The sequence below is a fragment of the Pseudarthrobacter sp. SSS035 genome (genome assembly GCF_023273875.1).
Taxonomy (GTDB): domain Bacteria; phylum Actinomycetota; class Actinomycetes; order Actinomycetales; family Micrococcaceae; genus Arthrobacter.
On sequence record NZ_CP096882.1, the window covers coordinates 2523970 to 2537936 of the forward strand.

General features: G+C 66.7%; 12 protein-coding genes. 4 read left to right on the forward strand and 8 right to left on the reverse strand.

Features of this window, described 5'->3' with window-relative positions; genetic code table 11:
* Positions 1-22 precede the first annotated feature (22 nt).
* The 3 genes from MUN23_RS11620 (at position 23) to MUN23_RS11630 (ending at position 3132) form a co-directional block, all read left to right on the forward strand.
* Positions 23-1360 carry an amidohydrolase family protein gene (locus tag MUN23_RS11620; RefSeq protein ID WP_248758321.1) on the forward strand — a complete coding sequence of 446 codons (1338 nt, stop codon included), beginning with the start codon at positions 23-25 and terminating at the stop codon, positions 1358-1360.
* Between the two features lie 81 nt (positions 1361-1441).
* Positions 1442-2428 (forward strand): ornithine cyclodeaminase family protein, encoded by a 987-nt coding sequence (locus MUN23_RS11625; protein WP_248758323.1) that lies wholly within the window; start codon positions 1442-1444, stop codon positions 2426-2428.
* A 35-nt stretch (positions 2429-2463) separates the two neighbouring features.
* Positions 2464-3132, forward strand: coding sequence for a GntR family transcriptional regulator (locus MUN23_RS11630; protein WP_248758325.1), 669 nt, complete (start codon positions 2464-2466; stop codon positions 3130-3132).
* A 131-nt stretch (positions 3133-3263) separates the two neighbouring features.
* On the opposite strand, the gene MUN23_RS11635 is transcribed toward MUN23_RS11630, so the two are convergent.
* Genes MUN23_RS11635 through MUN23_RS11655 form a run of 5 tightly spaced genes read right to left on the reverse strand, consistent with a single transcriptional unit; the run spans position 3264 to position 9353 of the window.
* The gene (locus tag MUN23_RS11635) at positions 3264-4652 is read right to left on the reverse strand and encodes a DUF3100 domain-containing protein (RefSeq protein WP_248758328.1); all 1389 of its coding nucleotides are present in this window, start codon (positions 4650-4652) and stop codon (positions 3264-3266) included.
* Positions 4649-5875: an amidohydrolase gene (locus tag MUN23_RS11640; protein WP_248758330.1), complete on the reverse strand. Its 1227-nt coding sequence runs from the start codon at positions 5873-5875 to the stop codon at positions 4649-4651. Before MUN23_RS11640 ends, MUN23_RS11635 begins: the two co-directional genes overlap by 4 nt.
* A 41-nt stretch (positions 5876-5916) precedes the next feature.
* Positions 5917-7464, reverse strand: a complete 1548-nt coding sequence (locus MUN23_RS11645; RefSeq protein WP_248758331.1) for an aldehyde dehydrogenase — start codon at positions 7462-7464, stop codon at positions 5917-5919.
* Between the two features lie 39 nt (positions 7465-7503).
* Positions 7504-8412 (reverse strand): NAD(P)-dependent oxidoreductase, encoded by a 909-nt coding sequence (locus MUN23_RS11650; RefSeq protein WP_248758333.1) that lies wholly within the window; start codon positions 8410-8412, stop codon positions 7504-7506.
* A gap of 41 nt (positions 8413-8453) precedes the next feature.
* The gene (locus MUN23_RS11655) at positions 8454-9353 is read right to left on the reverse strand and encodes a MurR/RpiR family transcriptional regulator (RefSeq protein ID WP_248758335.1); all 900 of its coding nucleotides are present in this window, start codon (positions 9351-9353) and stop codon (positions 8454-8456) included.
* Positions 9354-9497: 144 nt separating this feature from the next.
* On the opposite strand from MUN23_RS11655, the gene MUN23_RS11660 reads away from it, so the two are divergent.
* Positions 9498-10136: a GPP34 family phosphoprotein gene (locus MUN23_RS11660; protein WP_248758337.1), complete on the forward strand. Its 639-nt coding sequence runs from the start codon at positions 9498-9500 to the stop codon at positions 10134-10136.
* Between the two features lie 51 nt (positions 10137-10187).
* Here MUN23_RS11660 and MUN23_RS11665 read toward each other — a convergent pair whose 3' ends face one another.
* From MUN23_RS11665 to MUN23_RS11675, 3 genes are all read right to left on the reverse strand, one after another.
* Positions 10188-11624 carry an MFS transporter gene (locus tag MUN23_RS11665; protein WP_248758339.1) on the reverse strand — a complete coding sequence of 479 codons (1437 nt, stop codon included), beginning with the start codon at positions 11622-11624 and terminating at the stop codon, positions 10188-10190.
* An 86-nt stretch (positions 11625-11710) separates the two neighbouring features.
* Positions 11711-12685, reverse strand: a complete 975-nt coding sequence (locus MUN23_RS11670; protein WP_248758341.1) for a LacI family DNA-binding transcriptional regulator — start codon at positions 12683-12685, stop codon at positions 11711-11713.
* Positions 12682-13959: a neutral/alkaline non-lysosomal ceramidase N-terminal domain-containing protein gene (locus MUN23_RS11675; RefSeq protein ID WP_248758342.1), complete on the reverse strand. Its 1278-nt coding sequence runs from the start codon at positions 13957-13959 to the stop codon at positions 12682-12684. The genes MUN23_RS11670 and MUN23_RS11675 overlap by 4 nt, the downstream gene beginning before the upstream one ends.
* Positions 13960-13967: the final 8 nt, after the last annotated feature.

A 13967-nucleotide genomic window follows, 5' to 3' on the forward strand; every position in this document is an offset into this window, starting at 1 on the left:
GCCCTTCTCATTGGAGAGAACAATGTGCCTGCACGATCACACCGCTGATGCCCTGCCTCCAACTGCCGTTCCACGCCGCGGCATCCTGGCCGGGGCGGCCGCCCTGGCAGGAATCTCGGTGGCAAGCCTGGCTGCCCAGCTTGGAAGTGCCCCGGCAGCGAGGGCAGCGGGCAACGCATCAGGCCCCGGCTACCCTGACCGTCCCGCTTCGCCCCCGCCCATGATCATCGAGGGCGGCACCATAGTGGACCCCAGGACGGGCAATGCAGTGCAGGACGGGGTCCTTGTGCTGGAAGAAGGGAAGGTCACCGCGGTGGGCACCCGGGAGGAAACACGGCGTGCAGTGGCCGCCCTTGCAGGCCGCGCTCGCACCGTGGATGCCTCGGGTCGGTGGGTCCTTCCCGGCCTCATCGACGTGCATGTTCATGCGAATGCGCTTTCGGATGCGCGGGCCATCCTGCAGGGCGGAGCGACCAGCGTCAGAAGCGGTTCAAGCAGCTTCTATCAGGACGTCGCCCTCGCTGCCCTGCCTGCCTGGGCCGCCGGCGCCTCGCCCCGGATGAGCCCGGCCGGCCTGTTCATCTCACCCGATCTTGGGGACTCGCTTCTCGCAGACCCGGACCTTGCGCCGCTCGCGTCCCTGTCCGGGGGAGTCACAGAACCGACGGACCTTGCCTACCTCACCCGCGTCAACCTGAAACGCGGTGCCCAGGTGATCAAGACCCGAGCCAACCCCCGGGCGGGCCTGCCGGAACAAGACCCCCGCGAACTGGTCTACAACTACGAACAGCTCTCCGCGGTGGTCAAGGCCGCAGGCAAAGCAGGCGTGCTGTGCCACGCCTACAGCGCCGAGGGGATAGACGGTGCAGTCCGGGCCGGTGTGCGCAGCATCGAGCACGGCGTCTTCGTCAGCGAGGAGACCATCTCCCGGATGGCCCGCCGTGGCACTTACTTCACCCCCACCTTGGACGCCATCACGAGCATGGCAGGCTCCTCCAACCCGATCCTTGCCGCCCGCGGCAGGGAGTACACGCCCATCATCAAAGCGGCAGTGAAGGCTGCCCATGAAGCCGGCGTGACGGTGGTCGCAGGGACGGACTCCTTCGGATCCGATGTGACCCCGATAGGCACCGAAGCACGTCTGCTGGCTGAGGCCGGGCTTTCACCACTGGACGCGCTAAGGGCCGCGACAGTCAATGCCGCCGCCCTGCTCGGCTGGAGTGAGAACGCAGGACGCCTGGTGCGCGGTTCCTTTGCAGACGCCGTCATCGTGGACTCTGACCCCTTGAACAGTGCCTCGGCCCTGGAAGAAATCAGCGCGGTAGTGGCGCAGGGGGTGCTGGTACGGAATGACCTCTGACCGGCCTGGGATAAGCGCGACGCTGTCCCTCCACAGTCCTCCTGCCCGGGCAACGCGCCCGCCTAATCCAGAAAGCCACCCATGACCCTGATTCTTAAAGCCTCCGAGCTCCAGGCCCTGGCCGACATGCCCGAGACGATTGCCGCCGTCGAACGCGTCTTTGCCGGCCTCAGCCGAGGCACCGCCGTTCAGCCTGCGCCGGATTCCCTCCTCCTGCCGTCCTCGGACGCGAGGTTCCTGCCGATGGCTGCGCTGTCCGGCGCCGAGGAGCTGGCATCCGTCAAGTTACTGGCGGACATACCGGCGAACCGGGAGTCCAGCCTGCCAACGCAGCGGTCCACGATCATGCTTGTCTCCCAGCTAACCGGCGAAACCCTGGCCATCCTGGACGGCAAGGTCCCCACACGGGTCCGCACTGCCGCCGCCAGTGCCGTGGCGACGAAGCTCCTCGCGAGGCCCGGAAGCACCACGCTGGGACTGGTAGGTGCCGGCGCCCTGGCCGTGGCACACGTGGAAGCCATGCTGGCCGTCCTCCCGATTGAAAAAGTGGTGGTGTGGTCCCGTTCCGCGGACACCGTCGCCGCTTTCTGCGGCGAGATTTCCCATTACGGCCTGAACGTCACGCGGGCGGCCAGCGTCCGGGACGTTGTGGAGGCCGCCGACGTGCTGTGCACCCTCACGCCGGCCGTTGAGCCTTTGGTTGAGGGCGAGTGGTTCAAGCCCGGACTGCACGTGAACGCCGTCGGATCCCGTCCGCGGGCGGACCACCGGGAGATTGATTCGGCGGGCATGGTGAGGGCGCAGGTCTTCGTGGACAGCCTGGCCACGGCCAGAGCCAAATCCGGCGGGCTGATCATCCCGGTGGCCGAAGGTGTGATGAGCTTTGAGGACGTGGTGGCCGAGCTTGGTGACGTGGCGGCGGGGACAAAAGCAGGTCGCCTTGGTGATGAGGACGTAACCTTGTTCAACTCGGTTGGTATCGGTCTGCAGGATCTTGCCATCGGGCGGCTCCTGTACGACGCTGCGCTCCATCAGGGGGTTGGCACCCGCGTGGAGCTGAATAACTGAGCAAGCGCGGAAGTATGCACTAACGGGAGGCATGAATGACAGTCCAAGCGGAAGCTCCCGCGTCCTCGGCTGACGCTGCTCGGGCTCGGATCCGGGAGTTGATCATCTCCGGTGACTTCGCACCAGGGTCCCGGCTCAGGGAACGTGAGCTGTCCCAGACTCTGGCTGTTTCCCGGGTACCCGTCCGGGAAGCCCTCCAGCAGCTCGAAGCCGAAGGCTTCATTGACACCTCCCCCCGGCGTGGTGCCACCGTCAAGCAGATCACCCTGCGCGACGTCAACGAACTTTTTGATGTGCGGCTCAGCCTGGAAGTCCTCGCCGCACGCCTCGCTGCCCAGGCCGGCGCAGGAGGCCAGTCGTCGTCGCGGCTGCGGCAGATGATGGATCAGGCGGAAGAAGCAACCCTGCGCCACGACCATGCGCAGATACCGCTCAGCAATACTGCCCTGCATGCAGAGATCGTAGCGATGGGGGGCAACTCGCTGTTGGAGTCCTCCATGAAGCCCCTGCTGGGCAGGATGCAGTGGCTCTTCACCTTGACCGGGCACCGTGACCCCCAGGTTCAGTGCGCGGAGCACCTGAGCCTGTGCGAGGCCATTTATGACGGCAAGGCGGACCTGGCGGCGGCGCTGGCCTTCGCACACGTGGAGCTGGGCCGTGAACCGTCGCTCCAAGGACTGGCCGGGCGCCTCCCCGAAAGCTGACCGTCAATATTGTTGACGCTGCTTTGTGCCGGCGCCGTGGGAACATCTCCTAACGCAAGCGGACGACGGCGGGAGGTCCCGCCGTCGTCCGCTCACCTACGCCGCAAACGGCGGCGCTGAGGCTGCATGCCTTAGTGCCAGAGCCCCAGGGCGAACTCCGCGATCACCGTGGAGAGCAGGAATGACGCGGTGATGGCCACCAGGCCCACGGGGATGATCTTCCAGCCGATGTTCTTCAGCAAGGGGATGTCCTTGCCCAAAGACAGGCCCGCGAGCGTCAGCATGACAGTGGCGATGGACAGGAAGTCGACCGTCTTGATGACCGTGGTCAGCGCCTCCGCCCCGAAGAACCACGGGCTGGAGATGTACGCGCCGATGGTGGTGATGTAAACGATGGCCGAGATCTTCTTCGTGACCTTCGCCAGCGCGATGCTGACCAGGACCAGGGCCAGCATGATCCCGTACCCGCCGACGATCGTCAGGCTGAACCCCTTGGCGGCCACCGACGCCGTGCCGATGCCCAGGACCGTCAGGACTGACAGGGACAGCCACAGCGGGAGCTTGATGGCTGCCGAGGATTCGGCCACCTGCTCGCGGAAGCGCCGGTTTTCTTCAGCCTGGGCATCGTCCCGATCAATGTCGGCCTGGCTGGGCACGGCGGGGGCCCCGGGTGCGCCGGCTCCTGCTGCAACCGCGGCAGCTTCGCGGGTCTGCTTGCGGGTGAGGACTTTGTAGAAGCGGTCCGCCAGCGGCAGGGCGATGTAGATGCCCACGTACACGCCGAGGATGGTGGTGATCAGGTTGGACACCGCGGCCATGCCGAGGATGGCTTCCTGGTCCGCGGGGTAGGCCGCGATGATGCTGGCCGAGGACGCCGCCATCATGGAGCCGGATCCCACCCCGGCGCCCATCGCCAGGGCCAGCGGATCGAAGATCTTCCAGTTGGCTACCAGAGAGGTGAGCAGCGTGATGAACACGGCGCCGAAGAGCGTGCCGAAAACGTACATCGCCAGCACGCCCCGGTACTGGTCCGAATCGGGGCCGTACTTCTCGGAAACCATGGCGAAGGACGGCTCCCGGTCAAGGGAGAACGTGGCCCCCACCGTTGCCTTGCCCATCCGGAGCAGGACGGCCAGCGGGAGGGCCAGCATGATGGTGCCCAGCAGGTGGCCCACTTCCTGCAGCAGCAGGGCGGGCCCGGCTTTGATCAGGCTGGGGAGGCTGGGGCCGATGTTGAACGCCAGCCGGGCCACCAGCAGCAGCACGGCCACACCCACCAGGGCGGCGGCGATCCGCTGCAGGTCCAGGCCCAGGGGCTTGAACTTCTGGATGGAGACCAGAAGGCCCAGGATGAGGCCCCAGACCATGGGGAAGATGACGATTGCGCCGATCCCGAGGTCAATCTTGGCCTGGCCGATGAACTGGACGGCCAGCGCAATGACAAAGGCCAAGGCGGCGACCGGAAGCGTCAGCCGGGCACCAGCTTTGTCTATCCGCGCGGTTGTGGTGCTGGTACTCATGAGGTGCCTTCCTGGGTGAAAGTACGACGGCGGTATGCCGCTGTGGTGAAGCGTTCCCGTTGGGTGGGGGTTGAGGCCGCGGCCGCGACGGTCCAGGCCAGCGCGGTGGCTGCCTCAAACATCACGCCATACGCCTCGGGGGTGTCGGCCAGCGCGGCGAACGCGTGCGAATGGATGGCTACGTTGGCCCCGGGAATGCTGAGCCAGGGATGCAGGGACGGGATGACCTGGGAGATGTTGCCCATGTCGGTGGACCCGCCGCTGATGCCGGCCGAGGGTGAGGTGTCCTTGCCGAACGCATCCATCGCCGCCGTCCAGTGCGCAGCCAGGACGTTGTCCTGGAGCAGCGGTTCGTAGAGCGGTTCCGTCGCCTCGATGGCAAGCGTGGTTCCGGTGGCCAGCGCGGCCCCTTCGAAGCAGCGGCGGACGCGCTCAAGTAGCGCCTCGTATTCCGGCAGGGTAAAGGCCCGGCACTCAAACTGGACAACCGCCCGGTCCGGAATGATGTTGGTGACGTGGCCGGCCTCGGCAACGTACAGCGCGATGCGGTGGTCCCCGGGGATCTGCTGGCGCAGCAGGCCGACGGCCACCTGGCTCAGCACGGCGGCGTCTGCCGCGTTCACGGCCTGGTGCGGGGCTGCCGCTGCGTGGGCGGCCTTCCCGGTGAAGGTCGCCTTGTACCGGCCCACGGCCTGGGCGCTGGTCCCCGCCGGGTTGTACGTCAGGCCGTCCTGGACGGGATGGACCATCAAAGCCAGCCCGACGCCGTCGAACGCCCCCGCTTCCAGCATGAGCACCTTGCCGCCGCCATGTTCCTCTGCGGGCGTCCCGATGGCCTTCAGCGTGATGCCCAGCTCGTCGACGTAGGGCTGCAGCGCAAGGGCCGCTGCCACGGAGGCGCCGGCGATCAGGTTGTGCCCGCACGCATGGCCAATGTCCGGGAGTGCGTCGTATTCCACACACAGCGCAACAGTCAGTTCGCCGCCGCCGGCGCTCGCCGTGAAGGCGGTGGGCAGGCCGCCGGTGCCGCGTTCCACCGCAAACCCGCCCTCTTCCAGCAGGGCCGCGATCGCTTCGGCGGAGCGGACCTCCTCGAAGGAGATCTCCTTGTGCGCGTGGATTTCCCGCGCCAGGGCCTGGACCCGGGGCTTCCACTTTTCGACGCCGTCTGCGAGGGCGGCGCGGAGGGTCGCCATCGCCGGGGTTGTGTCTGTCAGTTCCATAAGTACCTGCCTGCTTCAGTTGGATGCATGAGGAGGACGCTTCAGTAGGACAGCGACGGGAAGGGGGAGCCTGCCGCGCGGGTGGGCACCCAGATGGCCTTCGTCTGGGTGTACTCGTCCAGGACGCCGGGGCCGGAGGACCGGCCGTGGCCGGAATCGCCGAAGCCGCCGAACGGGACGGCCACGTGGATGGTCTTGTAGGAGTTGATCCAGAACGTGCCGGCCTTCACCTCGCGGGCAATGTGGTGCGCCCGGGAAACATCCGAGGTCCACACCGCGCCGGCCAGGCCGAAGTTCGTGTTGTTGGCGCGGGCGATGGCTTCCGCCTCCGTGTCGAACGCGTCCGCGCCCACCACCGGGCCGAAGACCTCCGTGGTTTCGAGGCGGTTCTGGGGCGTCACGCCGTCGAGCAGTGTGGGCATGACCCAGTGCCCGCCGGCCAGCGCGGACCCGGCCAGGGCGTCCGGAAGCGTGGCGCCTGTGACCCGGCGGCCGCCGTCGTGCATTCCGGCCTCAATCAAAGTGTTGACCGTGGCGAACTGCTGGGCGGTGATGATGGGGCCCACCTCGGTGTCTGCGCTCAGCGGGTCGCCGACGCGCAGCCGTGCGGCCTTCGCGGCGACCATTTCGATGAACTGTGCGTGCACACTCCGCTCGACCAGCAGCCGTGAGCCGGCGACGCAGGACTGGCCGGCGCCGGAGAAGATCGCCGAGACGGCGCCGTCGGCGGCCCGGTCCAGGTCGGCGTCGGCGAACACGATGTTGGCGCTCTTGCCGCCGAGTTCAAGCAGGGCGGGGATCCCGGCCTGCGCGGCCGCGACGGCCACCCGGCGTCCGGTGGGGACGGAGCCGATGAAGCTGATCTTGCCGACGCGACGGTCGGTGGTGAGGGTGGCGCCCACGGTCTGGCCCAGCCCTGCCGCGACGTTGAACACGCCCGCAGGCAGCCCCGCTTCGTGGGCCAGCTGGGCGAGCCGGACCGAGGAGGCCGGAGTGAATTCGCTGGGTTTGATGATCACGGCATTGCCGGCGGCCAGCGGGGCGGCGGAGTTCCAGCCGGCCGTGAACAGGGGAGCGTTCCACGGGGTGATGGCGACGACGACGCCCCACGGCACACGCTCGGTATAGGTGTGCCAGTTGCCGGGGACGGGGATGGTCTGGCCGGTCAGCTTGTCCGCCCAGCCGGCGTAGTAACCGAACATCTCGGCCACCTTGGCGGCTTCGACGCGGGCGTCACGGATGGGCTTTCCCGTGGTGGCCGACTCGAGGATGGCGAGTTCCTCGCCGTGCGCCTCGACGACGCGGCTGACGTTGCGGAGGATGGCTGCCCGTTCGAAGCCGTTCAGCGCGGCCCAAACGGCCGCACCAGCCGTCGAGCTTTCCAGGATGGCGTGGGCACCCTCCGCGCCGGGGTCGGCGTAGGTGGCAAAGGGTTCGCCGGTGGCGGCCGCGGTGAGCGTGATGCTCTCGCCGCTGCCGGGGGCAACCCGGCCGTCAACGAAGGCGCCGAGGCCGGCGGGGAAGGCTGCGTCCAGGACGGTCCGGGCGGCTGCCGCCGAGGAGGAGGTGGGTGCTGTGGTGATGCTCAATGTGGTGGTCCTTTGACGCTGGGGCGGGGGGAGCGGTGCTTAGGCGACGGCGGTGTTGGGTGCGCCGGCGGGGGTGATGGCCGGGGCGACGGTCCTGGCGATTTCGGTGAAGTCCGCACGCGGCCCGAGGGCGGCCAGGGCATCCTGCCACTGGCCTGCGACGGCGGCGAGCAGTGCCGGTTTTTCGCCGATCTGGGCGGCGACCTCCACGGCGAGGGCGGCATCGCGTGCCATCAGGCCCAGCGAGAAGCCCGAATTGTGGGTGCCGCTGAGGACCCAGTTGGGGTACATGTTGGCGGAGACTTTGCTGCCGCCGGAGGCTTCGCTGATGCTGGCCGCGGCCGTGGCGGGATCGATGCCGTAGGCCTTGGCGACGCCGAGGGCCTCACCCACGGAGACCAGGTTGGCCGCTGCCAGGACGTTGTTGAGGAGCTTGACCACGTTGCCGCTGCCGGGGCCGCCGATGTGGCTGAACTTGCCGCCGGTGAGGGCGAGCAGGACGGGTTCCGCAGCCGCCAGCGCCGTATCGGTTGCGCCGACGAAGGCGCTCAGGGATCCCGTTGCTGCGCCGTCGCGGCCGCCGGAGACAGGGGCGTCCACGAAGGCCGCCCCCTGGGCTGCGGCGAGGCTGGCCATGTGCTTGCTGGTGCCCGGTTCGGAGGTGGTGGTGTCGATGATGGCGACGGTTCCCGGTGCTGCCAGGAGCTGCGGAACGGTGGTTTCCACGATGCTGGCCGCGGGGAGCGAGAGGACTGCGTAGGGGGTGCCGGCGACGTCCGCGAGGTTGGCTGTGGTGGCGATCCCTGTTTCTGCGGCGGCGGCCCGGGCTGCCTCGGAAGGGTCAAAGCCGGTGACGTTCCAGCCGGCGCGGTGGAGGGTGGCAGCCATCGCCCCGCCCATGGCGCCGAGGCCTATGACAGCCACGCGGCGATCGGTGCTTGTGTTCATGAAGTACTCCTGAAATTTTCGGGGCTTGGGGAGGGCAGTGGTCAGTCGAGGTAGATGTCGAGGTCTTTCCACAGCTGCTGGGTGCGGCGGATGGCGGTGCGGCTACGTTCGGGGTATGCCGCCTCCATGCCCGCGAGCAGGCCGTAGACCAGGGAGTTTGCGCCGGTGACGGACTGGAAGAAGGAGATCCCTTCCGAAGCCACCACCAGGAGGTGGTCGGCCGCTGCTGCGAGGCGGCCGCGGCGCATGTCGCTGATGGCAATGACTGTGGCGCCCGCCTGCTTGGCGGCTTCGGCGGTGACAATGATCTGCCGGATGGACCGCCACATGTTGATGACCACCAGGACGTCCCCTTCGCCCAGGGTATTGGTGCTGGAGGCGAGGTGGACGCCGCCGCGGTTCTCCAGGGTGATGGGGTAGCCCATCGTGGAGCCCAGGTGCGCCATGACGCTGGCGGGGCCGGCAAACGAGCCAAGCCCGACGACGGTGATGGACTTCGCGGCGGCCATGGCAGCGATGGCCGCCTCGGCGTCGTCGGCTGTGTTGGAGTCCAGCGTCAGGCGCAGGTTCTCGATGTCGTGGTTGATCGCGTCGTGCAGGGGGCTGCGGTGTTCGCCGTGCTCGGTCAGGGTGTCTTCGGTGGAGATCATCACGAGGTACCGGGAGCGCAGTTCCCGCTGGAGGTCGGGCCAGCCGCGGTAGCCCAGGTGCTGGGCGGCGCGGACCACTGTGGAGTTGTTGACGTCGGCGCGCTGGGCAATTTCGGCGATGTCGGCGTACGAGGAGAGCTGCGGATTGCGGCCGATGACATCCACCACCCGGCTCTGGGCTTTGGACAGCGGAACGTCCGGCAGCACGTCACGGAGCCACGCGTGGGCGGCAGTCCCGGCGCTGTTGACGCCTGCCGCGCCGGCTTCAAGATCGACCGCGTTGGTGTTCATGCCGGACCCTTTCTGTAACGTGGATCACTCTGCAAGGCTGATTGCATTAAATGTACTCTGCAATTTCGTTTGCGACCAGTGGTTTCCGTTTCCGGTTTGTAAATCATCGTTGTGGTGGGTGCCCAGCTGCGCGACCATGATCATATGGATGCCAACATTCAGAAGGACGGGGAGCTAAGCCTGCCCCAGGCTTTCCTCCTCCTGGCGACAAATGACATGGACGGCGGGACCGAGGTGCCGTCGGCCGTCCTGAGGGCTGGCGTGGCCGGCGCGATCCTGGCCGAGCTGGATCTGCTCGGAGCCATCGAACTGCAGGGGAAGCACGTCGTGGCAACCGGCTCCACCCCGCAGACGGATTTCCAGCACCAGCTGGAAATCATCCGGGACAGGCCGGGGCTGCATACTCCCAAGAAGTGCGTTTCCATGCTGGAGAGCCGCGCCGAACTGCACCGCATCTATGAGGGCATGGCGGCGCTGGGCATCGTGGACCACGTAGGAGAAAGGCACCTTGGCCTGTTCAGGACCACACGGTATCCGGAGAAGGACCACGCTCCGGAGGCGGCGCTGCTGAAAAGGATCGAGGCCGCGCTCAGCGGCGGATCCTCCGATCCGCGTACCACCGCACTGATTGCGCTGCTCCACTCGGCGGAGATGCTCGGGAGGATCTTCCCGTCGGCAGATCAAAGCCAGGTGAGGGAAAAGGCAAATGACTATTGGCCGTCCCGCGCGGTGGCCGGCGAACTCCGCATGATCAGACTGGCGGAGGCAGAAGCAGCAACATAGGCAAACGGACGACGGCGGGAGGTCCCGCCGTCGTCCGCTTCCTGTCCGCCCCTACTCATCCACAGCGGACGATTCCGCCGACTCTGACTCTTCGGCAGCCGCCTGCGCATACGTCGCCGAGACCCGGCGGTAGACCGGGGTCAGGAAGGCCAGCAACGCGGCCACGATCATGATGATCCCGGCCACCAGGAACACCAGGGCGATGCCGCGGGAGACGCCCTCGCCCAGTAGCGGGGCCAGCTGGGCGGCGCCGTCCGTGGACCGCGCATACGGGATGATCCACACCTGGGCGATCGGCGCAATGAGGAACGCGGTGATCGGCGCTGCCGCGGACTCGAACGCCATGGCGAATCCGAACACCCGGCCTTGACGCGGCAACGGCACCACCCGCTGGATGACCGTCTGTTCGGCGGCCTCCACGAAGGGGATCAGGAGCATGTACAGCCAGATGCCGGCGATGTAGAGCCACGCCCACTCCCGCACCGTGAACACCGCACCGAGGACCCCCATCAGGATCACCGCGATGAGCATGGTGCGCAACGGGTTGGACCCGAGCCCAAATTTGCCGATCACCGCGCCACCCAGGATGAACCCGGTGGCGCCGACTGCGAAGACGGTTCCCCACAGTTCCACCGGGAACATCTCCAGGCCGTAGGGATCCATCAACGCCATGTAGACGCCGCCGATGAAGTTGTTGAACGTGGAGAACAGGATCAGCGCGAACAGCCCGGCAATGGCCAGCACTGCGGCGAGGGATCCGCGCAGGTCGAACGCGCCGTGGGCGTCCGTGGCGGCCACCCGCACTTCCTCGGGCATGCGCAGCGTGAGCAGGTGCGCGAAGGCCAGGGCCGTCATCGCCAGAGCGACGACGATCGTCCAGCCCATGCCAAGCAATCCCACCGACAGCCCCGAGAGCACGGAGGTGACGATAAATGCCAGCCCCTGCACCATGCCCACCAGCCCGTTGGCGTTGGCCCGCCGGTCCGGGTCGATGAGGATGGTGACAACGGTGGAGAGGGCGACGTTGCGCATGTTCTCAACCACCGCACCGACCAGGATGATCACGGCGAAGATCCAGAACCATGGCTGTGTCAGGTCCAGCATGCTGGCGGCTGGTGTCAGCAGGAACATGACCCCGGACAGCACAAACATCACCAGGGTGAAGCCGGCGGCGAACCGCATCACGGCCAGCTTGCGGTAGCGGTCCACGAAGGTGCCGAAGCTGATGCTGGAAACAGCGATCAACAGCATGTACGCGCCGCCGATCACCCCGGTGGCGATCACGTTCCGCGTCTCCAGGTACACCCAGAACGTCAGGGCGAACCACAGGTAGCTGGTGGTGATGTTGGCCAGGGCGGTGTTCACCAGGATCCCGGCGAACGTGCGGGACCGCTGCGCCGGAGTGCGTAAGGACGTGTCGATGGCGTCGGAATCGGCCAAGCCTGCAGCCGCTGCGACGCCGGCGGGGGCCGGTTCGTGCTCGGTCATGCGTCCCAGTTTAGTGACAATCGACGGTCGTGGACACGGTCATTAGGGTCTATTTTCTACGACATCCTCAGGGCGGCGGAACTCGCTCAATTCGTCGTTCCGCGAAGCACCAGGGACCCTTCGAGCTCGAATCGCTGGTCGCTGCTGGCACCAGGCCTGCCTGCCGATCGCAGGATAGTGACCGCGCTGCGGGCGGCGGACGCCAGATCCAACGAAATACTCGAGAGCGGAGGATGGGTGGTTATTGCCAGCGTGTCGTCACACCCAAGGACGCTGATGTCCTCCGGGACGCGCAGACCGTGTGCCCGGAAGCCGGACATCAAGCCGTGGGCAACAACGTCGTCAAAGGCGACGACGGCGGTAGCTCCGGCGGCTTCCACCTCGCCACTGAGGTCAAGGGCATCCGCGTAGTTCCCGGACTTAGCCTGAAAGAAATGCCCTTCGAGTCCGAAGCTTTCCACCGCTAACTGCACGCAGCCACGACGCTGGGCGTCCGACCAGGATCTCGCCGGGCCGCCAACGTATGCGATGCGGGTATGGCCGGCATCCACGAGGTGGCGGAGCCCGTCCGACAGGGCCTTGGTGGTGCTGATGAGGACCCGTGGGACGCCAGCGACGTCGCGGTTGATCAATACGGTCGGTTGACGTTCAGCAATCGTCTGCAGAACCCGATCCGAAAGCCGGGAGGAAGCAATGATCAGCCCCTCCACCTGCGGCGAAAGCCGCTCGATCATTTGCAGTTCCCGCTTGGTGTCCTCGGCTGTGTCGGCAACGAAGACCGCCAGCCCGTAGTCCTCAGCCGCCAACTGGGCGTAGCGGATCAGCGGGGGAAAGAACGGGTTGGCAACATCAGGAAGCACCAGGCCGATTGCACCGGAGCGGCCGGTGATCAGGGCGCGGGCGTGGCGGTTGGGTACGTACCCGATCTCTGCAGCTGCATCCATGACGCGTTGAACGGTTTCTGGCTTCAGCTTTCCGGGATCCGTGAATGCGCGGGACACCGTGGACGGTGCCACGCCGATCAGTTTCGCAACCTGGATGATTGTGGAACGGGCCTTCACAGCAATCCCCGTCCCAGGTCGATCGCGGTTGCCACCAGCTGCTCGGCGCTGCCCCGTTTGAAGGGGGCGGGCATTCCGTAGTAGCGGTGGGCGTCGGTGACCTCGTATCCTCCGTGGTCATACTCATCTGAGGTCGGAAAGTACCCTGGACAGCCGTTGCTGTACGCCGCTACAACGACTGGCGTGGCGAAGGCTTCCTGAATGCGCTCGGCGCACGCGAGGAAGGGTTCCCCCGGCAGCGCTACCAACAGCAAACTGCCCAGCTGCAGAACTGTCACCGTGCCTGTCCATTTCATGTCCGTAAGCGTGTGGTCCAGGGCCGCCCAGTCAATCCAGTTCTGCAGCAGGGCCCGCTGCCCCGGCGGAGCGTCCACCATGAGCTTAGTCCAGTGGGCCGCCGACTCCTCAGGGCTGCGAGCGTCGAGTACTTCGAAGCAAAGCTCAACGGAAGCCGTTGCTGCCAGATTGGCGCTGCCAAGCGGCCTGGTTGATTCCCTCCCCTTGGCCGCAGCCTCGCCCAGTAGACTTCCTATCCGTTCGGCTTCCGCGAACGTTCGGTGCTGCGCCGATGTCCGGGAATACGAACTTTCGGCTGAATGACCCGTGTTCACGTCGCCGGCGGCCCCCGTCAGAAAGACGGCGGTGGAACCCGGGGCGGCGCGCTCAAGATGGCTGCGAACGAAAGCCGGGTAGTCGCCGGAGACCAGCAGGTTGTCCGCGCCCAGCACAACAGGATGGCACGGATACTGCACCAGCCAGGCGTTGACAGTCCCGTCGTACCGCTTGAAGACAACAACCTGCAGGGCCGGATCTATTGCCCGCTCAGGGCGCCGCCGGTCCCGGGCAATACCAAGGCCTGAGAAGGACTCGTAATAGGCATCGGACGGTACCCGCGCGTTTGCGGCATTCTCGGCCGCGGTCACTGCGGCCGCGGTGATCGCTTCGAGGATTTCGGTGTCGCAGTTCCCCAAACGGCCAGGCGTGGCGCACGGTCCTGCATGGGTGTGGGTGGCGCTGATAACCGCGTGGCCTTTCCGGAACGGGATTCGGTCCGCAATGGTCCGGCAGGTGGCCTCATCGAGACCGCAGACGTCCACAGTCACCCAGCAGAAGTCGTCAATCACAAGGGCACGCACAGTCAGGGCGTCGTGGACTCCAACGCTTGGCTCGACACGGGCCGCAAACCCGGACATCATCGTGCCGGGCGGAACGGAAACCTCGACGGCGGCGGCGCCCACCTGCAGCGGGTTGCTGCTTCCGTTGGCTGCAGTCATGAATGAGT